Annotated in this window: 19 protein-coding genes; 6 read left to right on the top strand and 13 right to left on the bottom strand. The window is 73.1% G+C overall.

Annotation, left to right across the window (positions count from 1 at the left end):
* Positions 1 to 43 precede the first annotated feature (43 nt).
* On the top strand, positions 44 to 1,411 hold the full coding sequence (gene mycP / locus ABZ321_RS30740; protein WP_354897716.1) for a type VII secretion-associated serine protease mycosin: 1,368 nt from the start codon (positions 44 to 46) through the stop codon (positions 1,409 to 1,411).
* 384 nt (positions 1,412 to 1,795) lie between these two features.
* Here mycP and ABZ321_RS30735 read toward each other — a convergent pair whose 3' ends face one another.
* The 7 genes from ABZ321_RS30735 to eccCa all read right to left on the bottom strand — a co-directional run bounded on the left by ABZ321_RS30735 (position 1,796) and on the right by eccCa (position 11,057).
* Positions 1,796 to 2,557: a hypothetical protein gene (locus ABZ321_RS30735; protein ID WP_354897713.1), complete on the bottom strand. Its 762-nt coding sequence runs from the start codon at positions 2,555 to 2,557 to the stop codon at positions 1,796 to 1,798.
* Positions 2,558 to 2,634: 77 nt separating this feature from the next.
* Positions 2,635 to 4,290 carry a S8 family serine peptidase gene (locus tag ABZ321_RS30730; protein ID WP_354897710.1) on the bottom strand — a complete coding sequence of 552 codons (1,656 nt, stop codon included), beginning with the start codon at positions 4,288 to 4,290 and terminating at the stop codon, positions 2,635 to 2,637.
* Positions 4,291 to 4,295: 5 nt separating this feature from the next.
* Positions 4,296 to 5,645 (bottom strand): hypothetical protein, encoded by a 1,350-nt coding sequence (locus ABZ321_RS30725; protein ID WP_354897707.1) that lies wholly within the window; start codon positions 5,643 to 5,645, stop codon positions 4,296 to 4,298.
* A 5-nt stretch (positions 5,646 to 5,650) separates the two neighbouring features.
* Positions 5,651 to 6,211, bottom strand: coding sequence for a hypothetical protein (locus tag ABZ321_RS30720; protein WP_354897704.1), 561 nt, complete (start codon positions 6,209 to 6,211; stop codon positions 5,651 to 5,653).
* 118 nt (positions 6,212 to 6,329) lie between these two features.
* Entirely contained in the window at positions 6,330 to 6,608 is a 279-nt protein-coding gene (locus ABZ321_RS30715; protein WP_344504183.1) for a WXG100 family type VII secretion target, read from the bottom strand.
* Between the two features lie 24 nt (positions 6,609 to 6,632).
* Entirely contained in the window at positions 6,633 to 6,947 is a 315-nt protein-coding gene (locus ABZ321_RS30710) for a WXG100 family type VII secretion target (RefSeq protein ID WP_344504182.1), read from the bottom strand.
* A 144-nt stretch (positions 6,948 to 7,091) separates the two neighbouring features.
* On the bottom strand, positions 7,092 to 11,057 hold the full coding sequence (eccCa, locus tag ABZ321_RS30705; RefSeq protein ID WP_354897699.1) for a type VII secretion protein EccCa: 3,966 nt from the start codon (positions 11,055 to 11,057) through the stop codon (positions 7,092 to 7,094).
* A 156-nt stretch (positions 11,058 to 11,213) separates the two neighbouring features.
* On the opposite strand from eccCa, the gene eccD reads away from it, so the two are divergent.
* The gene (eccD, locus tag ABZ321_RS30700; RefSeq protein WP_354897696.1) at positions 11,214 to 12,611 is read left to right on the top strand and encodes a type VII secretion integral membrane protein EccD; all 1,398 of its coding nucleotides are present in this window, start codon (positions 11,214 to 11,216) and stop codon (positions 12,609 to 12,611) included.
* Positions 12,612 to 12,675: 64 nt separating this feature from the next.
* Here the strand turns inward: eccD and ABZ321_RS30695 are convergent, their stop codons facing one another.
* The 3 genes from ABZ321_RS30695 to ABZ321_RS30685 are packed head-to-tail and all read right to left on the bottom strand — an operon-like array spanning position 12,676 to position 15,700.
* Complete coding sequence (locus tag ABZ321_RS30695) at positions 12,676 to 13,797, bottom strand: S8 family serine peptidase (RefSeq protein ID WP_354897693.1); 1,122 nt, start codon at positions 13,795 to 13,797, stop codon at positions 12,676 to 12,678.
* Positions 13,794 to 14,465, bottom strand: a complete 672-nt coding sequence (locus ABZ321_RS30690) for a hypothetical protein (RefSeq protein ID WP_344504178.1) — start codon at positions 14,463 to 14,465, stop codon at positions 13,794 to 13,796. Before ABZ321_RS30690 ends, ABZ321_RS30695 begins: the two co-directional genes overlap by 4 nt.
* Positions 14,462 to 15,700 (bottom strand): type VII secretion protein EccE, encoded by a 1,239-nt coding sequence (locus tag ABZ321_RS30685; RefSeq protein ID WP_354897690.1) that lies wholly within the window; start codon positions 15,698 to 15,700, stop codon positions 14,462 to 14,464. Before ABZ321_RS30685 ends, ABZ321_RS30690 begins: the two co-directional genes overlap by 4 nt.
* Before the next feature lie 461 nt (positions 15,701 to 16,161).
* Between ABZ321_RS30685 and eccB the strand changes: the two genes are divergently transcribed.
* From eccB to ABZ321_RS30665, 4 genes are all read left to right on the top strand, one after another.
* Complete coding sequence (eccB, locus tag ABZ321_RS30680) at positions 16,162 to 17,757, top strand: type VII secretion protein EccB (RefSeq protein WP_354897687.1); 1,596 nt, start codon at positions 16,162 to 16,164, stop codon at positions 17,755 to 17,757.
* Positions 17,758 to 17,802: 45 nt separating this feature from the next.
* Entirely contained in the window at positions 17,803 to 18,162 is a 360-nt protein-coding gene (locus ABZ321_RS30675; RefSeq protein WP_354897684.1) for a hypothetical protein, read from the top strand.
* The gene (locus ABZ321_RS30670; protein WP_354897681.1) at positions 18,152 to 19,372 is read left to right on the top strand and encodes a hypothetical protein; all 1,221 of its coding nucleotides are present in this window, start codon (positions 18,152 to 18,154) and stop codon (positions 19,370 to 19,372) included. Before ABZ321_RS30675 ends, ABZ321_RS30670 begins: the two co-directional genes overlap by 11 nt.
* A gap of 703 nt (positions 19,373 to 20,075) precedes the next feature.
* Entirely contained in the window at positions 20,076 to 20,744 is a 669-nt protein-coding gene (locus ABZ321_RS30665) for a hypothetical protein (RefSeq protein ID WP_344504172.1), read from the top strand.
* Between the two features lie 31 nt (positions 20,745 to 20,775).
* On the opposite strand, the gene ABZ321_RS30660 is transcribed toward ABZ321_RS30665, so the two are convergent.
* Genes ABZ321_RS30660 through ABZ321_RS30650 form a run of 3 tightly spaced genes read right to left on the bottom strand, consistent with a single transcriptional unit; the run spans position 20,776 to position 23,041 of the window.
* On the bottom strand, positions 20,776 to 21,015 hold the full coding sequence (locus ABZ321_RS30660; RefSeq protein ID WP_354897678.1) for a hypothetical protein: 240 nt from the start codon (positions 21,013 to 21,015) through the stop codon (positions 20,776 to 20,778).
* Entirely contained in the window at positions 21,012 to 22,100 is a 1,089-nt protein-coding gene (locus ABZ321_RS30655; RefSeq protein ID WP_354897675.1) for a type VII secretion target, read from the bottom strand. The genes ABZ321_RS30660 and ABZ321_RS30655 overlap by 4 nt, the downstream gene beginning before the upstream one ends.
* On the bottom strand, positions 22,097 to 23,041 hold the full coding sequence (locus tag ABZ321_RS30650) for a LysR substrate-binding domain-containing protein (RefSeq protein WP_354897672.1): 945 nt from the start codon (positions 23,039 to 23,041) through the stop codon (positions 22,097 to 22,099). Before ABZ321_RS30650 ends, ABZ321_RS30655 begins: the two co-directional genes overlap by 4 nt.
* Positions 23,042 to 23,072 lie beyond the last annotated feature (31 nt).

The following is a 23,072-nucleotide window of genomic DNA, read 5'->3' as shown; positions in this document are numbered from 1 at the left end:
CCAGGGCAGCATCGGGCGGCGGGGAACCGCTAACCTGTGGCACGTGCGGCAACTTCGACGGATCGGCGTTCGGGCGGTCGCCGGGCTGCTCGCGACCTGTGCGCTGGTCGTGACCCCGGTCCCGTTCGCGGCGCCCCAGATGGCCGTCGCGGCGCCGTCGGCGTGCGGGGCGACGTTCCCCAACAAGCTCACCGAGACCCCATGGCCCCTCAAGCGCCTGCACCCCGAGCTGGCCTGGCCGATGACGAAGGGTGAGGGGGTCATCGTCGCCGTCATCGACTCCGGCGTGTCGACCACGCACCCGTCGCTGAAGGACCAGGTCCTGCCCGGCAAGGACTACGTGCAGCCCGGCGGGGTCGGCGACTGCGACCAGGCCGCACACGGCACGTTCGTGGCGGGGATCATCGCCGGGCTCCGCTTGCCCGGCAACGGGTTCTACGGTGTCGCGCCCGCCTCGAAGATCCTGCCGATCCGCGTCCTGGAGGACGACCGGAGGAGCTTCGACCAGGAGCTGCCCAACACCATCGCCGACGCCATCGACTACGCCGTCGACCACGGCGCCGGCGTGATCAACCTGTCGCTGGTGACGCAGCCGACGCCGAAGCTCGCCGCGTCCGTCGCCCGCGCCCTGAGCCGCAACGTCATCGTGGTCGCCGCCGCCGGCAACGACGGCGCCAACACCAACGCCAACCAGCCGGCGTATCCGGCGGCGTATGACGGCGTGATCGCGGTCGCCGGCGTCGACGAGCAGGACAAGCACGTGTCCACGTCCACGTCCGGTGACTACGTCGACGTCGCCGCGCCCGGCGTGAACATCGAAGGCCCGGCACCGCAGGGCGGCGGGTTCGGCATGCGGACCGGCGGCGGGACGAGCTTCGCCGCGCCGTATGTCGCCGGCACCGCGGCCCTCCTGCGCGCCTACTACCCCGAGATGACGCCGCAGCAGATCGCGGACCGGATCACCGCCACCGCCGACCAGCCGCCCGGCGGCCGCGACCCGCAGGTCGGGTTCGGCACCGTGAACCCGTACCGTGCCGTCGCCGCCCTCCTCGACGGCGCCGCCCCACCCGAGACCACCCGTCAGGGCGGCGCCGGCCTCGGCCCCGAGAGCGCCCGGTCGGCCGCGGAGTCGTCGCTGCCGGCGATCTGGGTCGCGTTCGCCGCGGTGGTCACGACCGCGCTGATCTGGTCCGGCCTGCTCGTGCAACGCGCCCGCCGCAGGCTCCACGGCGCCCCCGCGGCAGCGGCCGGTCACCAGGAGCCCCGCCGCGCCGGACAGGACCGGTTCGAGCCGACGATCGGCCCGATGAACGTCCGCCCCCCGACCGTCCACCGCACCCAATCCTCCCGCGGCCTGGCCAACGCCTCCCGCTCCCTGAGCATGCCAACCTCCTCCAGCGGCGGCCGCTGACCCTCCCCCAACGGACACCCACGACCCCCTCGCCACCGTTCGTGCGGCGCCCGTACGACCCGTCGCCACCCACACGCCCGTCGGTTCATGTCCGCTGGTACAGGTCCGGGTCGCCCGACCCCGCGTGAGGGCATGAGCTACGTCCGGCCGCGATCGACGTGCCACCCACTCAAGCAGCATTCCCGTGCCCGCGTTGGTCTTCAGACATCGGCACGAGACCCGGCCGCCGCCCAGGCCACGATCGCCGCCCCACCCACCTGCAAACTTGGCGTTGTCGGCCGCCCGGTGCACCGTTGTCTTGTCGGCCTGCGCAGGGTCTGCGGTCAGCCGGGTATCGGCCACGCGTGTGGTCGTTGGTGGTGTGGAGGCCGTACCACCACGTCGCTAGCCCGAAGCGAGCGCCTTCTCGGCATGCGTGACGAGGTCGGCCTCGGTGATGGCCGGATCGAACTCGGCCGCGTCGTGCAGTTCCAGGAACGCGACCAGTGCGGTGGAGCGCGGTGACGCCTTCGACCGCCGGTTCCACGGCGTCGGGAACTCGCAACTGGCGGCGAACCCCTCCGACCACGCCGTGCGAATGCGGTCATCGGTCCGGGACGAGCGTTCGAACGCGACACCGGCGCCGAGACCCAACTCGTCGACCATCGCGCGGTACCGGTGCTCCAGCAGCATGTTCTCGTTACGGAGCACCGCCTCGATACGTTCCGCCGTGGTGGTACGGCCCGCCGCCGCGGACCACGCGGCCAGATCGACGGCGAGCCGGTGGTGATCGGCCGGCGGCTGCTCGGGGCCGGGCGACCGCAGGGTGTTGAAGATCTCGTGGTCGAAGCCGCAGTCCTGCCGCCCTTCGTCGACCAGATGCGCGGTCCACGAAGGGCCGCCGGGGACATCGGCCGCCATCTGCGCACAGGCGGTGTCGGAGATCCAGGCGGCCAGGACCGGCGCACCGGTCGCGGCGGCGATCGGCCCTGGACCGGCCCCGACGGTGGGCCACTGGTGGGGCCAGACGGTCATCTCGGCCATCTGCCAACCGTCCCCGAACAGCACGAGATTGAAGCAGCCCGTGCCGAACGCGCTACAAACCTCCGGCAGCAGCGGCAACGGGGTCGTGGACCTGGCGACGACGATCGAGTGGTGGGTGCTCACGAGCGGAGCATAGGTGTCACGCCCGAACGTGGGCGGCGGGTGGATCCGTTGGGATCTCACCCGCCGGGGGCGGCAAGTCAGCGTTGGTCTTGCGGTGGTTCCCAGCGGGGTGGGCGGGGTGGCTGTGGGGGGTGGCCGGTTGTCGGGAACTCGGTGGTGCCGTTCGACTGGTCGCCGGGGGCGGGGAACTGTGCGGTGGGCGGGCGGTTCGGGTCGTGGGTTTGACCGGCTGGTGGCTGGTGACCTGTGATCGCCTCGGTTTGGTAGCCGGCCGGGGTCACGGGGCCGGTCTGGTAGCCGGCGGGCGGGTGCTGGCCTGTCACGGGTCCGCCTGGGTACTGGCCGGTGATGGATCCGGTCGGTGGATACGTCTGCGGCGGGTGACCGGGCCGGCCGAACTGCCCAGGGGCGCCGGGGGGACCGGACGGGCCCCGCGCACCGAACTGGCCCGGAGCGCCAGGTGGACCGGGTGGGCCGAAGGGGCCCGTGGCGCCGGGTGGGGGGTAGCCGCGGGCTGCGGCGGCGGTGCGTTCGCGGCGGCGGTTCATGGCGCGGAGGGGCAGGACGATGGCGAGGACGAGGATGGTGAGGCCGACGAGGGCCACGCCGGCCACGATGGCCGCTCGGGTCGCCGGGGTGCCGGGGCCGTCGTCGATGTCGCCGGAGCCGCCGGTGGCGCCCGGGGCCGCGCTCGCCGTGCCGGCGGAGATGGGGCCGAGGGGGTCGGCGGTCACTGCCGGTACATCGGCCGAAAGCGCGGCAAGAGGGTCGATGAGACCGAAGCCGAACCGGTCGTCGCGGCCTGCGGGGCCCTTGTCGACGGCGGTCTTGAAGAGGCGGTTGACGACGTTGGCCGCGTCGAGCTTCGGGTACTTCGACCAGATCAGGGCGAGCGCGCCGGAGACCATGGCGGTGGCGCTGCTCGTGCCGGAGCCGGTGCCGTAGCCGGACGGGGCGACCTTCTTCGGGAGGGTGCTGATGATGTCCTGGGCCGGCGCCGCGATCTCCATGGTGTCGTCCTGCAGCGCGCCGCTCCACAGGTTGCCGTCGCGGTCGGTGCCGTTGACCGTGATGACGCCCGGGTAGCTGCCTGGGTGCGGCACGTGGTCGTCGCCCTGGGTCGAGTTGCCGCCGGCGGCGACGAGGATGGCGCCCTTGGAGCGGGCGTAGGCGATGGCGTCCTCGTCGGCCTTCAGCTGTGCGCCCTTGCCGCCGAAGGACATGTTGATGATTTTCGCGCCGTGGTCGACCGCATACCGGATGGGCTCGTTGATGCTGCCCGTGAAGGGCACCGGCAGCGCGACCGGAAGGATCTTCGCCTTGGGCGCGATGCCGAGCATCTGCATGTTGCTGTTGCCGCCCCGCGCCGCGATGATGCCCGCGATGAGCGTGCCGTGACCGTTCGGGTCGTCCCAGCCCTTCTCGCTGGTGCTGCCGAGCATGCCGGTCCCGGGCAGGACGGCGCCGTTGAGGTCGGGGTGGCCGGCCTCGACCCCGGAGTCGATGACGGCGACGACGACCCCGTCGCCCTGCGAGACCTTCTGCGCCTGGGTCAGCTTCAGCGAGCTGATCCACCACTCCCGCTCCCGCACCGAGTCGGCGTGGGCCGCCTGCGGCGCGACGATCCCCGCGCCGACGCCGCCGGACACGCCGAGCAGGACCCCGGCGGCGACCACGGCCGCCATCCGCTGCACGACCCGCCGCACCGGGGCGGTCCGGGAAAACGTCGGCACAGGGGTCAGCCCAGCACCGAGGGTGGCGCTTCGCTGTCGGAGCCCCACGGGTCGTCGTCCTCTTGGAGCCACGTCGTGTGGTCCTCGCCCTCTCCATGGCCGGCGCCGCCTGCGGCACCGGGCATCATTCCTCCGCGGAAGCCTCCAGCGCCGCCACGGCCCGCGCCGGCACCGGCGCCACGGACGCCGCCCTTGCCCGCGCCCGCTCCGGTGACGTTACGCCCCGCGCCACGGCCGGCACCCGCGCCGGCCATACCCGGCATCATGCCCATGCCGCCGATGCCGCCGCCCGCGCCCGGGCCACGGCCGAGACCGCCCGCGCCGAGACCACCGGCGCCGAGCCCGCCGCCGCCGGGGCCGATGCCGCCGATGCCGGGGCCGAGACCGCCCGCGCCGGGGCCGGCGCCCGTGATGCCGCCACCGCCGACGCCGGCCAGGCCGCTGCCAGGCAGGTCGTCGGGGTCGTAGCCGCTGCCGCCGCCAGGGTTGGTCAGGTTGGGGTCGCCGATGCCGCCGGGGCCGGTCATGTCGTCGACGCCGGGGACGCTGCCGCCGGGGATGCCGCTGCCACCGCCGGGCATCTTGGCGTTCGGCATGCCGCCCGCGCCGCCGCCTCCGCCGCCACCGCCGAACGTGTCCGGGTTGAAGGGCTCGCGCGGGTCGGTGTAGTCCACCGGGTTGGTGCCCGGGATCGAGTCCATCGTGCGGACGTGCTTGCCCGCCAACTCGTGGTAGGCCTGCTTGGCCTTGTCGTCCTGGGAGGAGATCCAGTCGCGCAGCTTGTTGGACGCCCAGTCCCAGGTGAAGAACTCGCGCGCCTCGTCGAACCACTTGTTGCCGTACACCGGCAGCAGATGCTGATAGATCGAGTTGGGGCCGAACGCGTCGGAGATCATGCCGCTGTCGATGTAGCCCTGCTTCGCCGCCATGACCTCGTGGATCATGTCGTCGGGAATCGGGATCTTCGCGATGGCGCCTTCCAGGTCGCCGGCGGCGAGGTGCAGGTAGTGCGGCAGGTTGCTGTGGTCGTCGCGGACGGTCTGGACGCTGGTGATCATCGTGGTCAGGTGGTTGCGGTATTCCTCGCCACCCGGGCCCTTCCAGGTCTCCAGGTCCGCCTGAACCGCCTTCAGCACGCGCTCGACCTCGCCGAGGCGGGTCAGCAGCGCGGTCCACTCGTCGGCCGCCTGCCTGACACGCGCGGGGCTGCCGGGGATGACGACCATCGCGATGACGTCCTCCCAGGAGGGGTCGCCCTCGTTGGCGTACGAGTCGCCGAACCAGCCGCCGTCGTTGGCCGCCGCGGGTTTCGAGTACGTCGAGCTGGTGACGTCGAGGTTGGTCTCATCGCCCATGTGCCCTAGACCTCCGTGGTCCCGGTGCCGGAGCCGCCGTGCTGCTGCCCGTCGAACGAGCCGGGCGCCAGGGTCGTCGTGTGGGACGTGATCGTGCGCGGGTCCTGCGCGGCCGGGGCCGTCTCGTTGCGGTTGTCCACCGCGGTCTGGTCGATCGGCGTGTATGTGCCGGCGTCGAGGAGCTTCTTGATGTCCGCCATGTTGGCGTGGTTGCGGTCCTCGGTGGTGCGGTAGTTCTTCGCGATCCGCTCCGTCGGGCCGATCATCTTGCCGAGGTGCTTCGCGAGCTCGTGCAGCGACTTGTTCACCGACTTGTACGCCCCGTCGGCCTTGGCCTGGATGCCGAACGCGCTGTAGAAGCCGCCGAAGGGTGTCGCCTGCCCGTTGAGCTTCATGTCGACGTCCTCCATGTTGAGGCCGGACATGTCCAGGTGCTCGCGGATGTTGGTCATCTGCCCGATGCAGTACGTCTCGACATAGCCCTGCAGCTCCTTCAGGAGTGCGGGCAGCTTGTCGATCTGTTCGACGTTGACATCGGAGTCCTTGGGCAGGGACGGTTCCCCCATGGCGCCTTCCTCTCGAACTGCGGACCGCGCTTGGTCATGAAACAGGTCATGAGACAGGATCGGCGTGGCACCCGCGGTGCCACGCCGATCCGACCAGATGCAGCGGTCGTGGCTACGATTACCAGACCTGAGCGTTGTTCATCTCGGTCGTGATGTAGTTGGCGCGGGCGATCCCCACGGCGCCACCGATCTCGTTGAGCAGGTTGTTCATGTCCTGGACGGCCGAGTCCCACTTCGCCTGGTGGGCGTTGTAGGCCTCGCGGTCCTTACCGTCCCAGGTCATGTTCTGCAGCCGCTGGCGCAGCGTGTCCAGCTCGGTGTCGATCGTCTTGGAGATGCCCTGGATGGTCTGCGAAGCAGTCTCCATCTGGGCGTAGTTCGTCTGGAAGTACGACATCCCTAGTCCCTGCCTCTCAGGCCGTCAGTAGTTGAGTGAGTTGCCGTACTTGTTCATCATCGCCGCCTGCTGCTCCTCGTTTGCCTGGTGCGTGTTGGCACCCTTGTCGAGGAGGTCGGCGATGTCGCTGAGGGCGGTGAGCAGCTTCACCGAGTCCTGGTCCCAGCGGGTCATCACCTGCGCGAAGCCGGACGAGGCCTCACCCTTCCACGCGGCGACGAGATCATCGATCGCGCCCCGCAGGTCGTTCAGCTTGCCGTTGACGGTGTCGTGCGTGGCACGAACGTCCTTCGCGGCAGCGTGCATGGTCGCTGCATCGACTCTCGTCGGCTGCGTCACGCCAATTCACCCCTTCTCAGTCCGTCCCGCGGGACAAGGCACTTGGAAAGCCCCCGTACGGTGGCACCGCGGTCATCGACGATGGTGTTTCCCCTGCGACGGTATCGGAGACCCGCAAGATTGCGCAGCCCTGAACCGCCAACATCATGGCACAGGATCGATCCAAGCGGTCTGGACGAGCTGCCTGCCGTCGCTTCTGCGCACGAGGGTACCGCGCCCCGGCGGCTGCGGGCTGGGCCGCAGGTCACCGAACAGCGGGCCTTCCTCGCGGCTGCCGGACATCAGGAAACCGGGCGCGTCCAGCTCGCGCAGGCGCTGGATGACCGGCTCGTACAGGGCGCGTGACGCACCACCGACGCGCCTGGTGAGGATCACGTGCAGGCCCACGTCCCGCGCCTGCGGCAGCAGCTCCATGAGCTGGGTGAGCGGGTTGTTGCCGGGCAGCGCCACCAGGTCGTAGTCGTCGACCAGGACGTACAGGTCGGGCCCCCGCCACCAGCTGCGGTTGCGCAGCTGCTCGGCGGTGACGTCCGGCCCCGGGAGGCGGTCGTTGATGGCGCCCCGGATGTTGGGCATCATCTCGTTGAGCGCCGAGTGCGACGGCGCGTAGTCCAGCAGGTACTCGCGGTCGACGACGCCGAGCAGGCCGCGGCGGAAGTCGGCGACGAACAGCCGCGCCTCGTGCGGTGTCTTCGTCTCGATGATGCTGCGGGCGATGAGCCGCATCAGCGAGGTCTTGCCGGACTCGGCGTCGCCGAGGATCAGCAGGTGCGGCTCGGCGGCGAAGTCGAGGTGCACCGGCGCGAGATGCGTCTCGTTGATGCCGATCGCCACGCCGGGCACCGCGGGTCGCTGCTCGACCAGCTTCGCGAGCTCCACCCGCGGCAGCATCTTGGGCAGCAGCCGCACCGGCGGCGCGGGCTGGAACGGCCAGCCCTCACGGACCCGCCGGACCAGCTCCGCGGCGCCCGCGGCCAGGTCGTCGACGCCCTCGCCGCCCTCGATGCGGGGCAGCGCGGCGAGGAAGTGCAGCTTGTCGTGGGTGAGGCCGCGGCCGGGGGTGCGCTCCGGCACGTTGACCGCGGAGCGCCGGTCGATCTCGGACTCGGTCGGGTCACCGAGCCGCAGCTCGATGCGGGTGCCGAGCAGGTCGCGGAGGTTGGTGCGGACCTCGCCCCAGCGGTTCGCGGCGAGGACGACGTGGATGCCGAAGCCGAGGCCGCGGGCCGCGACCGAGGTGATGCGGGCCTCGAGCTCCTCGTAGTGCTCGCGGATCGCGCTCCAGCCGTCGACGACCAGGAACACGTCGCCGAACGGGTCGTCGGTGACCTCGCCGGCGTTGCGGGCCCGCCGGTACGAGGCGATCGAGTCGACGGCGAGCTCGGTGAACCGGGCCTCCCGCTCGTCGAGCAGCGCGGTCACCTCGGCGACGGTGCGCCGCACCGCCTCGCCTTCCCGCCGGCCGGCGACGCCGCTGACGTGCGGCAGGCCGGCCAGGGACCGCAGGGCGCCGCCACCGAAGTCGAGGCAGAAGAACTGGACCTGCCACGGGCTGTGGGTGAGCGCGAGCGAGCTGATCAGCGTGCGCAGCGCGGTGCTCTTGCCCGACTGGGGGCCGCCGACGAACACGACGTTGCCGGCGGCGCCGTCCAGCTCCACGACGAGCGGGTCCCGGCGCTGCTCGAACGGCCGGTCGACCAGGCCGACCGGGGCGGACAGCCGGCCGGTGCCGGGCCAGCCGGTCGCGACGAGGCCGCGGCGCTCGTCGACGGTCAGCGCGCCGAGCAGCTCGCCGAGGGTCGCCGGCTCGCCGAGCGGCGGCAGCCACACCTGGTGCGCTGGGGCGCCGCGGCCGCGCAGTTTGCCGACGATGACGTCGAGCATGCTCTCGCCGCGGCCGGACTCGATCTCCGGCTCCTCCTCCGGCTCGTCCGCGGGCAGCACCGGCACGGGGATGTGCTGGGTGCCGTACGGCACGATCTGCATCCGCACCGTCGCCTGCGACCTGGGGACCAGGCCCGCCTGGCGGTAGGTGCCGGACACGTACGCGGCCCGGAAGCGGGTCATCGTCGTCGTGTCGGTCTTCAGGTAGCCGTGGCCGGGGGCGCTCGGCAGCTCGTACGCGTCGGGGACGCCGAGGACGACGCGGCTCTCCACGGCCGAGAACGTGCGCAGGCCGACGCGGTAGGAGAGGTGGGTGTCCAGGCCGCGCAGGCGGCCCTCCTCGAGGCGCTGGCTGGCCAGCAGCAGGTGCACGCCGAGGGACCGGCCGAGGCGGCCGATCATCACGAACAGGTCGATGAACTCCGACTTCGCCGCGAGCAGTTCGCTGAACTCGTCGCAGATGATGAGCAGGCTCGGCAGCGGCGCCAACTGCTCGCCGGCGAGGCGCGCCTTCTCGTACTCGAACCGTGACACGTAGTTGCCGGCGGCGCGCAGCAGCTCCTGCCGGCGGACCATCTCGCCGTTGAGCGCGGCCTGCATGCGGTCGACCAGCGGCAGCTCGTCGGACAGGTTCGTGATGACGGCACTGGTGTGCGGCAGCACGTCCAGCGACGCGAACGTCGCGCCACCCTTGAAGTCGACGAGGACGAAGTTGAGCTCCTCCGACGAGTGCGTGATCGCCAGGGACACGACGATGGTGCGCAGCAGCTCGCTCTTGCCGGAGCCGGTCGCGCCGATGATCAGGCCGTGCGGCCCCATGCCGTCCTGCGCGGACTCCTTGAAGTCCAGGTCGACGGGCTGCCCGTCGGGGCCGACGCCGATCGGCACCCGCAGCTTCTCGCGGTTGGGCCGGGGGCGCCAGGTGAGCAGCGGGTCGACGGCGGCGGCGTCGCCGATGCCGAGCAGGTCCGGCAGCTCGATGCTGCGCGCCAGCGGCTCCTCCGACGTCGTCTGCTGCGACAGCCGGAACGGTGCCAGCTGCCGGGCGAGGCCCTCGGCGGCGACCACGCTGAGCCGGTCCGGCCGGCCCAGCGGCGTGACCTTCTTGCCCTGGTCGGCGGCGATCTGCTCGGCGGTCACCTGCAGTGACAGCAGCCAGCGGCCCGAGTCACGCGGCACCGTGCCGGACAGGTCGACGACCGTGGTGCCCTGCAGGCCGATGCCGAGCAGCTGGCAGGTGGGAGCGACCTCGCCGCCGTCGACGACCACGATCAGGTGCGGCGCGGTGGTCAGCGGGCGCAGCTCGGGCGCGAACCTCGACCGGCTGTGCAGCTCGTCCTCGAGCACCTCCTCGAGGTCCGTCATCGAGTCGAACATGAGCCGCACCGCGCCGGCCGCGTCGGTCTGCCGATCGTGCTGGGCGTGCGGCAGCCACTTGACCCACTCCCACTCCCCGCGCCGCTCCGGCGCCGCGACGACCGCGATCTTCACGTCGTCGGGCGAGTGCAGCGTCGCGAGCTGGCACAGCATCGACCGGACCAGATCCGTCACGACCTGCCGGTCGCCGCGGGGCACGACCCGGCTGAACGAGCGCGCCGACACCGCGATCGGCAGGTCCGGCACCGTCTGCCGGGCGCGGATGAACCGCCGCAGCGCGATCGCCGTCATCGGCTCGAGGTCCTCGACCGGCTTCGTCTCCGGCGGGATGATCGAGACCGCGAGCCGCTGCGCGCCGAGCGCGATCCGCACCTGCCCGAAGTCGTCGTCGGTCGCGCGCCGCTCCCACCGGCGCTTCGACGCCGCCACCGCCCACAGCACGTCCGGCGCCGGGTGCTGCCACAGCAGCGCCGCCCGCTGCTGCGCCGCGGCCCGCCGGGCCTGCCGCCGCACCTGGGCGAGGTAGCGCATGTAGTCGCGGCGCTCCGCGTCCAGCTCGGCCTTCGAGTCGCCGCCGCCGGAGTTCATCGACCCGATCGCCATGCCGATCATCGACACGCCGAAGAGCCCGCCGACGATCCACATCATGGGGCCCGAGCCGCGACCGCCGCCGGTGTACAGGAAGGCCATCGCGCCCACGCCGCAGACCATCGGCAGGATCATCAGCAGTTGCCCGAAGCCCTTCGGCAGCCGCTCCGGAAGCTCCGGCGGCGACTCCAGCAGCAGCTCGCCGCGGGGCAGCTGAGGCCCTGGACGGCGGGGTGGCCTGCGGAAGACGACGGTGCTCACGTGTCTCCTCCTGTACGGCGCGGCGCCGTGATCGCACCCGGAGGGGCAGGGCGGGGCACCGCGTGATGCGGCCATCGTATGTAGTCTGCCCAGGACGCGATGACCCGCAGTTGCATTGCGGGCGTCGGGGCGGCTCCGATCGAAGGGATCTGTGACGTGGCCACTACGACCGGCGGCGGGATGAGCCGGGTGACGATCGTCGCACCGAAGACCCGGGTCGACCTCGCGCTGCCCTCGGACGTGCCGCTCGCCGATCTGTTGCCGACCGTGCTGCGGTACGCCGGTGACGGCCTCGCCGACGACCCCGCAGGACGGGACGGCTGGGTGCTGTCGCGGCTCGGCGGCGCGCCGATGCCCATCGACCGCACGCCGATCCAGCTGGACGTCGAGGACGGCGAGATGCTGTACCTGCGACCCCGCGGCGACGAGTTCACCGAACCCATCTTCGACGACGTCGTCGACGCCGTCGCGACCTCCACGCAGGACCGCGCCGGGCGCTGGCGGCCCGCCTCGACCCGCCGCTTCGGCCTCACCGTCGGCGTCGCCACCCTCGTCGTCGGCGCCGTCATGGTCCTGTTCTCCGGCCCGCCGCAGCTGCCCGCCGGCATCGTCGGCGTCGGCGTCGCGGCCCTGCTCCTGGCCACCGCCGCGGTGCTGTCCCGGGCCCTGCGCAACAGCCGGACCGGCGTCGTCTTCGGGATCGTCGCGCTCGCGTACGCCGGCGTCGGCGGCCTGCTCCTGCTCGCCGGCGACCACAGCCTCACCGACCTCAGCGCCGCCAACGTTCTCGTCGCGGGCACCGCGATCCTGCTCGCCTCCGCCGTCGCCACCGTCGGCGTGGCCTCCGCCGTCGCCGTCTTCCTCGGCACCAGCATGGCGGCCGTCGCCCTGTGCGCCGCCGCCCTCGTCTGCATGATCTGGGACGCGTCCCCGGCCGCGGCGGCCGCCGTCGTCGCCGCCCTGACCTTCTCGACGCTGCCGCTGATGCCGATGCTCTCCTACCGGCTGGCCGGCCTGCCCATCCCGTCCGTGCCGACCGACGCCGCGGACATCCGCACCGACACCGAGATGGTCTCCAGCCGGCAGGTCCTCGCCCTCAGCGAGCGCGCCGACGAGATCCTCGCCGGGATGCTCGGCGCCCTCGCCGTCATCGGCGGCCTGGCGTCGCTGACCCTCGCCTGGGACGGCGGCGTGCCCGGCGCGTCCCTCGCCGCCGTGTTCGGCCTGGTCATGGTCGCCCGGGCCCGCTGGTTCATCAGCCGCCGCCAGCGCATCCCGCTGCTCGTCTCCGGCCTGTTCGCCCTCGCGGTCGTCGCCGTCGGCGCCTACGCCGCCGCCGACCAGGTGCTCCGCCTGGCCGTGGGGGTGACGGCGACGCTCGCGGTGGCGGCGGCGGTCATCGCCTACGCGGTGGTCGGCGCCGAGAAGCGCCGGTCCCCGATGTGGGGCCGCGCCCTGGACATCTTCGAGACGATCCTGATCCTGGGCATCATCCCGCTCGCCTTCTGGGTCAGCGGCCTGTACGGCTGGATCCGCACCATCCGCGAGGGCTGACCGCCGCCGGGCCGCACCGCCCCGTGCGGCGCCGCCCGTCAGTACATCGGCCTCGGATGCTGCGTCAGGCCCTGCGGCGCAGGAGGAGCCAGCCGCCGATGCCGGCCACGAGCAGGACGAGGACGCCCGCGCCGCCGGCCACGAGGAGCAGGCTGGGGCCGCTGCCCGTCTCCTTGCCGGCATCGCCGGCGGCGGCGGACTGCGCGGCCAGGGGGTTCGCCGGGACGGCCGGGACGTCGGCGGTGAGGGCCTTCACCAGGTTGAGGCGGCCGTACCCGTAGTCGGGGTCGCGCCCGGGCGGGCCCGCGTCGTCGGCGGTGGCGATCAGGCGCTGGATCACGTCCTTCGCCGGCAGCTGCGGGTACTTGGCGCGGATCAGCGCGGCGGCGCCCGAGACGATCGCGGTGGCGGCGCTGGTGCCGTCGGCGGCCGGGTAGTAGCCGACGACACGGCCGCCGCCGGACGCGGAGACCAGCGGGATCGCCACGCCCGGGGCGGTCAGGACGACCTCGGGGCCGCGGATGGCGCCGGACCAGGCGTTGCCGCTCTGGTCGACGGCGGAGACGGCCACGACACCCGGGAAGCGGGCGGGGGCGATCACGCCGCTGCCGGACGGGAACTCCGCGACGTTGCCGGTGGCCGCGACCACGACGACGTCATGGTCGAGCGCGTAGCGGACGGCGTCCTCGGCGGTGCGGTCGATCACGGTGCCGCCGGTTGAGAGATTGATCACCTTCGCGCCGTGGTCGACCGCCCAGCGGATGCCTTCGGGGATGTTCGTCGGGCCCATCGCGGAGGACCGCGACGCGATGCGGACCGGCAGGATCTTCGACTTCGGCGCGATGCCGAGCAGGTGGTCGGCGCTGCCGCCCTTGGCCGCGATGACGCCGGCCATGCCCGAGCCGTGGCCGTCGTTGTCGGTGCGGAAGGAGCCCGCCTCACCGATGAACGACGTGCCGTCCAGCACCTGGCCGTCGAGGTCGGGATGGCTGCCGACGCCGGTGTCCAGGACCGCGACGACGACCCCGTCGCCCGCCGTGACCTGGTGCGCGGCGGCGACGTCGAGGGTCTTCAGGTACCACTCCCGGTCGCGCATCGTCTCGGCGGACGCCGGCGTGGGCGGCACCAGTACCGGAGCGACACCCGCGGCGACGACGGCCAGGGCCGCGAACACCCGCGCCCTCACTGCGGCGCCCCGAAGAGCTGCTGCTCGATCTGGGTGGTCGCGAGCCGCAGGTACTGCCACGAGCCCGCCTCGTAGACGACGAGGCCGTCCGGCGGGGTGGCCTGCAGCGTCGCGGCCTGCATCGCGTCGAGGCGCATCAGGGTCGCCGCGGCCGCCAGCTGCCGCTCCGTGAGCCGGCGCAGGATCACCACGTCGGCCTCGAACAGGGACTGCGCCACGTACTCGCCGAACCAGCCGGCGACGGTCAGCAGCGCCTGCCACGGGCCGAGGTCCGGCACGCTCAGCGGGTGCCGCTCGGCGACGAAGAGGACCGGCGCGGCGACGGTCCCGGGCAGCTCGACCTTCTGGTACGGCGGCGCGGCGTGGAACAGGTCGGTGCGTCCGGTGACGGACTCGCCGAAGCCGGCCCACAGCGGCTCGTCGGGCGTGTGGACCACGACCCGCGCGCCGATGGCGAGCGCCCGCAGCATCAGCAGCCGCTCGACCCAGCCGCGGTCGATGAGCAGCACCCGGGTCGGCTCGGCCCGGAAGAGCTGCAGCGTCACCGGGTTCTGGTGCTGGTCGAAGCCGAGGACGATGCCGCCCGGGTCGGTGGCGAGGGAGACGCCGCCGACGACGCTCTGGTCGCCGGTGAGCTCCAGCCCTCCGCTGCCGGGTCGCCGCCTCACGGGGTGCCTCCGCCGGTCGGTGCCGACGCGTAGACGGCCGGCTGGTGCTGGCCGTGCATCGGGCGAAGCTTGATACCGAGGGTCTTGGTGTACTCGCGGACGGTGCCCACCGCAGCGGCGAGCCGGTCCGGGGCGGCCATGACCCGCACCACGGTCCGCAGCCCGACGGCGGCGCCGCGGCGGGCTGCGACGACGGACACGGCGAGGTGCTCGGCCGGGACGTTCATCAGCGCCTGTACTGCGGCCGGGTCGAACGGCGCCGGCCACTGCTCGACCTCGAACGCGATGTGCTCCCGGCCCGCGGCGTGCCAGCCCTGCCAGCGCTCGCGGGCGGTGACGGGGGCGCCGTCGGGCAGCCCGTCGAGGCCGCAGGAGGCGTGCACGGCGGCGGTGAGGGCGGCGGCGTCGAGGATCTGGTACGGGACGCCGGCGGTGTTGAGCGCCTTGCCGAGCCGGCCGGCCATCGCGGCGAGCGCCCGGTGGACGCCGTCGACGCCGCCGCCCCGGTCGGCGGCCGCCTCGATCGCGTCGGCCGCGTCGAGCCGCGCCGCGACCCACGTCAGGTGCGCGGCGGGGCCGGTCTGCCGGCCGGTGGTGAGCGCGAGCAGCTCGCGGTAGGAGTTGGCGGCGGCGCTGTTGGGCGCGGGGCCGGTGGCCGGCGCGAGCGTGCGCAGGCTCGCCAGCTGCAGCGCGGACGGGCGGGCGGTGCCCTCGTCGAGCAGCCGCAGCAGGCGGTCGAGGCGCAGCGCCGGGCGCCGCCGGCCGAGGATCTCGTCGGCGCCGCCGACGGCGATGGCGATGAACCAGCCGTCGCGGTCCTGCCCGATGCCGAGCTCGGTGCCGCGGTCGTCGTAGCCGTACACCTCGAACGCGGGGGCGGGCAGGGCCGCGGCACCGGCCTTGCGGCGGCGGCGCATGGCCGCGCGCAGGCCGAGGCTCTGATACACCCAGCGCCCGCCGGACCGGCTCAGCCCGACCGCGAGCGCACCGACGGCGACGGCGGCGCCCACACCGATCGCGACGGGGTTGCCGGAGAACACGGCCGCGCCGACCGCGACGGCCGAGACCTCGATCGCGACGAGCTGGACGGTGCCGAACTCGCCGGGCCTGCCGGAGGCCGGACGCAGCCGCTGCGCCGGGGCGTTGCGCTCCGGTGGACGGCCGCCGGGGATGGGCTGGGGGGCCGGGCCGGGGCCGCCCGCGGGTGGCCTGCCCTGAGCCGTTGCCGATGTCACCTGTTCCCGTGCTCCCTCCGCTGCGACGCGCCCGCCGAGGATCCGGTCCGAGCCGAGGCGCCCACAGTGTACGGGCGGAGCCCCCGCCGCGCGGTCCGCGGTCAGCTCGCACGCCTGGCGCCCGCACGGCGCGAGCCGCGCGGTCCACGGTCCTTGGTTCCGCGGGATCCCGGCGCGGGCCGGGTGCGGTCAGGCCGCGCCGCGCGGTCCTTGGCCAGGCCGCACGGGCGCGGGCCGGGCGGTCCTTGGTCAGGTCGCGCGGGCGCGGGCCGGGCGGTCCTTGGCCAGGCCGCGCGGGCGCGGGCCGGGCGGTCCTTGGTCAGGTCGCCGGCGTGCGGCACCGGCGCGGTCAACGGCGCGGAGCAGGACCGGCTACGATCGCCACTCGGTGATGGGGCAGCCGGGCGCCGCTGGTGCGCGGCCGCGCACGGGGCACGGCGGCAAGGCGGGAGGCGCCAGGCATGGTCGCGCGATACGAACAGGTGCGGGCGTACCGGTTCGTCACGCGCCGGATCGTCTCGGCGATGCTGTCCGGCGAGCCCGAGAGCAACGAACTGCCGGTGCGGCGGCTCGGGATGTCACTGTTCGGCAGCCTGCTCGTCGGCATGATCGTGCTCGCCGTCGTCGGCGTCTACGGCTTCATCAACCCGTCCGGCGGCAAGCCGGAGGAGAACGACATCGTCATCGAACGGGAGAGCGGCGCCCGGTACGTCTTCATCGAGGGCCGCCTGCACCCCGTGCTCAACTTCACCTCGGCCCGGCTGATCGTCGGCAACCCCAGCCCCAAGGTGCGGACCATGTCGCACAAGTCGCTGGTGAGCCTGCCCGTCGGCCCGCCGGTGGGCATCCGCGACGCCCCCGACCCGCCGCCGCCGAAGAACGCGCTCGTCGGCCTGCCGTGGAACGTGTGCGGCGTGAAGGTCTCCGTCGCCGGCACCGCCGGGACCCAGCTCGTGATCGGCCGCACGCCGTCCGGCGGCGTCCCCCTCGGCGACGAGGCGCTGCTGGTGACGACGTCCGCGAGCGGGGATCTGCCGCTGTACCTGCTGTGGCACGACCACCGGCTGCGCATCGCCGAGCGCACGACGCTGACCGCGCTGGAGCTCGCGTCGGTGCGGCCGATGCAGATCGACCGGGCGCTGCTGGACGCGATCACGTCCGGCCCCGACCTGGCGCCGCTGAAGCTGCCCGGCAACGGCCAGCCGAGCGCGAAGAAGGTCGCCGGCTCGACCGCCGACGTCGGCACCGTCTACAAGCAGGGCCAGCAGTACTACGTCCTGACCAAGACCGGGCTGGCGACGATCGGCGAGGTGTCCGCGGCGCTGCTGCTGGCCAGCGGCAAGCCCGCCACGGACATCACCGCGGCGCAGGCGGCGCAGGCGCTCGGCTCGCCGGTGGAGCCGGAGGGCTTCCCGCAGGCGAAGCCGACGATCAAGGACGACACGTCGGAGACCACGGTGTGCGCGCAGTTCGGCGCGGCCGTGGGCAGCGGGCGGCAGACCCTCGGGCTGTCGCTGTTCGGGCCCGGCTCCGAGCAGCTGGCCCTGGACCCCGACCTGTCCAAGCAGCGCACCGGCACGATCGCCGACCAGGTCACGCTGCCCGAGGGCCGCGGCACGCTCGCGCAGGCGCTGCCCGGGGCGGACGGGACGGCGACCGGCACCGTGTACCTCATCACCGACCAGGGCATCCGCTACCCGCTGCAGAACAGCGGCGACGTGCAGGCGATGAAGGCACTCGGGTACGAGGGCGTCACACCGGTCGGGGTGCCGTCGAGCCTGCTGTCGCTGATCCCGCGCGGCCCGGTGCTCGACCCGGAGGTGGCCCGCAAGTTCGTCGTGCCGGCGAGCCCGGCGCCGACGTCGAGCTCGACGAGGACACCGTCGCCGAGCAGCACGTCGAAGGCTCAGTCGTCCCCGTCGGCGACCACGCCGAAGACGCCGGCGAGCCCGTCCACCACGCGGTCGGGCAGGCGCGCGCCGCAGGCCACGCGGGGCGCGCGGCGGCGACAGCGATCGGATAGGGTCGATTTCACTGGTATCGACCCAGTAGCCTGACTTCACGGCACCGAAGACAAGGACGAGGACCGAGACGGGGATCTGATGGGCGACGGCACGAACAGAGTCGACCTCCTCACCCTTGAGGAGTTCCGGAGCCGGCTCGACAGCCGGTTGACCGACGCCAAGGCGCTGGTGCAGAAGCTCAACGGCATGAGCAAGCCGGCGCTGGGCACGTTCCAGGACGCGCACGCCACCCGGGGCGACTACGACCGCGTGCACCGTCAGCACGTGGCCCGGGCCAACCGGCTGGTCTCCGCCATCGAGGCGGCGCAGAGCGCCACGGACAGCATCATCCGCAACTACAAGACCACCGAGTCGCGCAACGCGGCCACGCAGGCCGAGATCCGCCGGGCGCTGGGCGACGTGACCCTCACCCTGGAGGGCCCGACCAATGAGCAATGAGTACACGGCGCACTATGCGGGCAAGAGCCACCGTGAGCTCTACGACCAGCTCATGGCGGGCGACCCCGGGCAGGTCGAGGGCGTGTCCGCCGACTGGCACTCCGCCGAGACGACGGCCCGGCACATCGCCGGCGAGATCGACAAGGACCTGCTGAAGCTCGACTGGGCCGGCGAAGCGGGCACCGAGTACCGCCAGCGCCTCGGCGTGGTGAGCGCCTTCTCCACCGGCCTCGCCGACGACCACGGCACCGTGAAGACCGCGCTGAGCTCGATCGGCGGCGCGCTGCGGGTCGCGCAGAAGAACGCGGACAACCCCGAGGACACCGACGACAACGACAGCATGTGGGGCGGCGCCGCGGGCGGTGGCGCCATCGCCGGCCTGCCCGGCGCGCTCATCGGCGGGTACCTGGGGCACCAGCGCGACGAGCAGCAGAAGAAGGAAGCGCAGCAGCGCATGGTCACGCTGATGTCCAACCTCGCCGCCGACTACGCCGTCAACAACAACGCGGTCATGGACCCGCTGCCGCCGCCGATCGGCCTGCCGGGCGGCGACCCGCACACCGAGGTCGACCCGAAGGGCGGCCCAGGCGTCCACTCCCCGTCCGGCGGCCCCGGCGTGCACGCGCCCGGCAGCGGCAAGACCAACACCACCGACACCGTCGTCCCCGTGTCGACCGGTCCCGGCGGCGGCCCCGGCGCCGACCCGTCGCAGACGCAGACCGGCACGTCGCTGCTCGGCGTCGAGACCGGCGTCATCGGCGCCGGCGCTCTCCTCGGTGGCACCGCCCTCGCCGGCCAGATCGTCTCGGTCGGCGGCTCCGGCAGCGTGCCCGGCCTCAGCATCGGCACCAGCCTCGCCAGCACCGTCCCCGCCGGCGGCCTCCTCGGCCAGCCGGGCGCGGGCCGCAACGACGGCGGCCCGACGAGCGGCCAGCGCACCACGCCCGGCAACATGCGGGAGACGGGCCGCACCGCGGGCGCCCGCCCCGGCGGCGAGCGCGGCCCCGGCGCGGGCCGCACCAACCGCATGGGCGTCCCCGGCCGCGACGGCATGTTCGGCCAGCGCGGCGCCGCCCGCAACGGCGACGGCGACGAGGAAGACACGTACGACACCTGGCTCACCGAGGACGACATGGTGTGGAGCGACGACGAGAACGCCCCGCCCTCGGTCCTCGGCGGCTCCGTCCCGCCTCCCCCACCGGCCAACTGACCGGTTCTACTCCTGTCCTGCTGCGGCGCCCGGTCTTTCCGGGCGCCGCACAGCACTTTCCACGGCAGCCCCCGGACCTTCCCAGAGCTTCTCTTCGAAGCTCTTCCCGGATAAATCCAGGCGCAAGCGCCCGAATTTATCCGACATTTCGTATTTGTCCGAGCGATGCCTCCCCCGCACCATGCGCTGACAGCGGCGCCCAGCGGCGCGATGATCGAAGGACGGTAGCGGTCGTGATGGCGGCCGCAGCCGTCCTTTGATCAAGCCGGCGGCTTGGAGATCGGCGTTGCGGTTGCCGTCGAGGTCGTCATCCGGTGCTTCCACACCGTCACTGGCCTCACAATCCGAGCGATGCCTCCCCCGCACCATGCGCTGACAGCGGCGCGATGATCGAAGGACGGTTGCGGTCGTGATGGCGGCCGCGGTCGTCCTTCGATCAAGCCGGCGGCGTGGAGATCGGCGTTGCGATTTGCCGTCGAGGGCGTCATCCGGTGCTTCCACACCGTCGCTGGCCTCACGACCCACCCACATCACACCGGCCGCCGGCGGCGCGGTCGCCGTCGTGGTTCACGACCGACCGTGCCGGGCGGGGTCGGTCGACCCTTAGGGGCAGGTTCAGTGAGGAACCCGCATGTGTTGCCGGGGGATCCGGGGGAGGCTGTGAGCCTCGACATCCTGGTGTCCGGGATCCTGGAGGACGACGATGCGTGCTGTTCCCACCGCTGCGGTCGCTGTGTTGCTGCTGGCCTCGGTCGCCGGGTGCGGGTTCGGACCTCGGGAGACGGCGTCGCGGCAGTACCGCGTCGAGGAGCCCGTCGCGGCGCTCGTCGTCACCGGCGACGCGGTGAACGTCACCGTCAAGACCGGTGACGGGCCGGTGACCGTGGTCGAGCGGCGGCGGTGGCCGAGTGGTGGCGCGGCGCCGCAGGCGGCGCATCGCATGGAGGCGGGCCGGCTGGAGCTGACGTCCACGGGCTGCCGGCGCTGTGAGGTCACGCTGACGGTGACGGTGCCGGCCGCGACCCGCACCGAGATCCGTATCGACGCCGGCGAGGTGACGCTGCGTGACCTGGCCGGTGACGCGTCCGCGGTGGTCGACACCGGCGAGGTCACCGGGTCGGGGCTGCGCGGCGCCACGTACCGCGTGGTCGTCGACTCAGGCCGGATCGAGCTCGCCCACGCCACCTCCCCCACCGACGTCGTGGCCACCGTCGACACCGGCGAGGTCGACGTGCGGGTGCCGTCCGGCGCCACGTACGCGGTCCGCAGCGACCGTGGTCTGTCCGATGTGGACGTCGTCCGCGACGAGTCGTCGCCGCGCACCATCACCGTCAACGTCGACACCGGTCACGCCGTCGTCCACCACACCTGACCCGTGGGGCGCCTGCCGGATCACGGCCCGCTCAGCCTCGCGCCTCACCTCGCCCGGGGACGGTCCGCTGCCGGGCGTCGTCAAGGGCGGCCTCGAGCGTGGCCTCTAGCGTCGCTTGCAAGGCTTCGGTGAAGGCGGGGTGGATGGCGGCGGCGCGCAGGGTCGCCTCGCCCGTCAGGACGGTCGTGGCGAAGGCGTGCAACGGGTCGTCCGGCGGGCGCAGCTCGGCCAGGCGGCGCAGGACCGCCCGGGCCACCGGGTCGGCGGTCATCGGGGAACCGCCGGGTGGTGGTACGGCGGCAGGGACGGCAGGCGGGTCACCTCGGCGCCCGCCCGCACCGCCTCGATCTGGGCCGCGATCAGGCGGAACGTGGTCTCGGCAGCGCCATACAGCCGGGAGATCTCCTGATAGAGGCGGATGGCCTGCCACGTGTAGAACCCGACGGTGGCGTAGCCGGTGAGGGCGCCGATGCCGGTCTCGATCGTGGCGGTGCCGACGACGCCGGCGACACTGACGATGATGAGCGCGTCGATGAGCTGCTCGACGAGGCCGCCGGTCGCCTCGTACAGCTGCCGGCACGCGTCGACGGCGAGCGGGTAGAGCCGCGCATACTCGGCGCAGGCCGGGCCGAGGGCGGTCGCGGCGCCGCCGAGGAGCAGCTGGAACTCCTGCTCGGCCTCGGCGGCATTGCCGCGCCACACGGCGGTGACGTCGGCGGCGCCGGTGACGAGGTTGCCGCCGATCGTGCCGGCGGCGGCGCCGATGTGTGGCCACGCGTGCATGCAGTGCTCATAGGCCCGCCAGTCGCCGCTGTACGCGGTGAGCCACGGCTCGAACGGGTCGACCCCGAACAGCCACACCGCCACCTGCCGGATCCACGCGGCGGGGCTGAGCAGGTCGGTGAGCGGGTTGAGCGTGAACGCGTCGGTCTGCGGCTCGTAGACGGGCGCTGCCAGTACAGGAGCGGCATGGGCGAACGGGGTCCGCGACGGCAGCAGGTCGGGCCGTGACTGGTGCAGCGTGCCGCGCAGCCCTTGCGGGTCGGTGGCGCCGGCATAGGTGGCGTCGAGTGCGGCCGCGGCGGTGTGGTCGGCCGCCGCATAGCCGCCCGCGGCCCGCGCGACCTGGTCGGCGGCGCCGTCGCTGAGGTCCCGCAGCCGGCCGAGGGCGGTGGTGACCCGGTCGTAGGCCTTGCCGTGCGGGTCGGCGACGAGCATCAGCAGCCCGCGGCGGTCCCAGCTGAGCGAGCAGTGCCGTCGCGTGTAGTCGAGCGTGTCCCGGGCGTCGCCGCCCGCCCCCGCGAGCATCCCGCTCAGTGCCCGCATCCCGCTCGGATCGACGTGGAAATCGTTCACCCCGGCCTCCCCCTGACCTCGGTTGACGGGGACTCTAGCGCTTGCACGCGCCGCACCCCGGGGGTCTGCACGGTCTGTTCCAGCAGCATCGCGCGCAGTGCTCGCGCCGCGTGGGACAGCACGGCGCCGCGCGGGTTGGCGAGGGCGATGGTGCGGTGCACGCCGGGCGCGGCGAGGGGTGTGGCGCGCAGCAGCGGCCGGTTCACCAGGGCCATGCTGGGCACGAGCGCGACGCCGAGGCCCGCCTCGACGAACGCGAGGACCGCGTCGAGCTCGCCGCCCTCGACCGCGTACCGCGGGGTGAACCCGGCCCGCCGGCAGGCCTCGATGGTGACGTCGCGCAGGTCGTACCCGATGCGGAACATCACCATCGGGGTGTCGCGCAGCTCGCGGAGGGTGAGCATCGTCGGCAGCGGGTGGACGGAGGCGACCACGAGGTCCTCGCGCAGGAACGGCACGACGTCGAGGGCGGGGTCGGTGCCGTGCGCGGAGGCGACGATGAGGGCCAGGTCGAGCTGGTGCGCGACGAGCCCGGCGACGAGGTCCTGGGAGCCGCCCTCGTCGACGTGCAGGGCGATGTCAGGGTGGGCGGCGTGGAAGCGGCGCAGCACCGCCGGGACGAGGGACGTGCACAGGCTGGGCGTGGCGCCGAGGCGGACCCGGCCGCGGCGCAGCCCGACGACCTCCTGCACGGCGTCGCGGGCGGCGTCGGCGTCGGCGACCATCCGGCGGGCGAGCGGCAGCAGGGTCTCGCCGGCGGTGGTGAGCATGACGCCGCCCCGGGAGCGGTCGAACAGGGGCGCGCCGAGCGTCGCCTCAAGCGTGTGAATTTGTTTACTCAGTGTCGGCTGGCTCACTCCCAGCGCTTCGGCCGAACGCGTGAAATGTCCTGATTCGGCCACTGACACGAAGTATCGGAGCTGTTGCAGCTGCACTCTCATAGCCTACGGCTATCGAGACTGAGCGCTTCAT

It is taken from the genome of Dactylosporangium sp. NPDC006015, from assembly GCF_040614215.1.
In the GTDB taxonomy this organism is placed as follows: Bacteria; Actinomycetota; Actinomycetes; order Mycobacteriales; family Micromonosporaceae; genus Dactylosporangium; species Dactylosporangium maewongense.
This window is presented reverse-complemented; position numbering and strand designations above follow the sequence as displayed.

Excerpts from the sequence above, each read along its gene's own strand:
- ABZ321_RS30725 (WP_354897707.1), bottom strand. The coding sequence starts at position 5,645 with ATGGGCGATGAGACCAACCTCGACGTCACCAGCTCGACGTACTCGAAA.
- ABZ321_RS30720 (WP_354897704.1), bottom strand. The coding sequence starts at position 6,211 with ATGGGGGAACCGTCCCTGCCCAAGGACTCCGATGTCAACGTCGAACAG.
- ABZ321_RS30715 (WP_344504183.1), bottom strand. The coding sequence starts at position 6,608 with ATGTCGTACTTCCAGACGAACTACGCCCAGATGGAGACTGCTTCGCAG.
- eccB (WP_354897687.1), top strand. The coding sequence starts at position 16,162 with ATGGTCGCGCGATACGAACAGGTGCGGGCGTACCGGTTCGTCACGCGC.
- ABZ321_RS30675 (WP_354897684.1), top strand. The coding sequence starts at position 17,803 with ATGGGCGACGGCACGAACAGAGTCGACCTCCTCACCCTTGAGGAGTTC.
- ABZ321_RS30670 (WP_354897681.1), top strand. The coding sequence starts at position 18,152 with ATGAGCAATGAGTACACGGCGCACTATGCGGGCAAGAGCCACCGTGAG.
- ABZ321_RS30665 (WP_344504172.1), top strand. The coding sequence starts at position 20,076 with ATGCGTGCTGTTCCCACCGCTGCGGTCGCTGTGTTGCTGCTGGCCTCG.
- ABZ321_RS30660 (WP_354897678.1), bottom strand. The coding sequence starts at position 21,015 with ATGACCGCCGACCCGGTGGCCCGGGCGGTCCTGCGCCGCCTGGCCGAG.
- ABZ321_RS30650 (WP_354897672.1), bottom strand. The coding sequence starts at position 23,041 with ATGAGAGTGCAGCTGCAACAGCTCCGATACTTCGTGTCAGTGGCCGAA.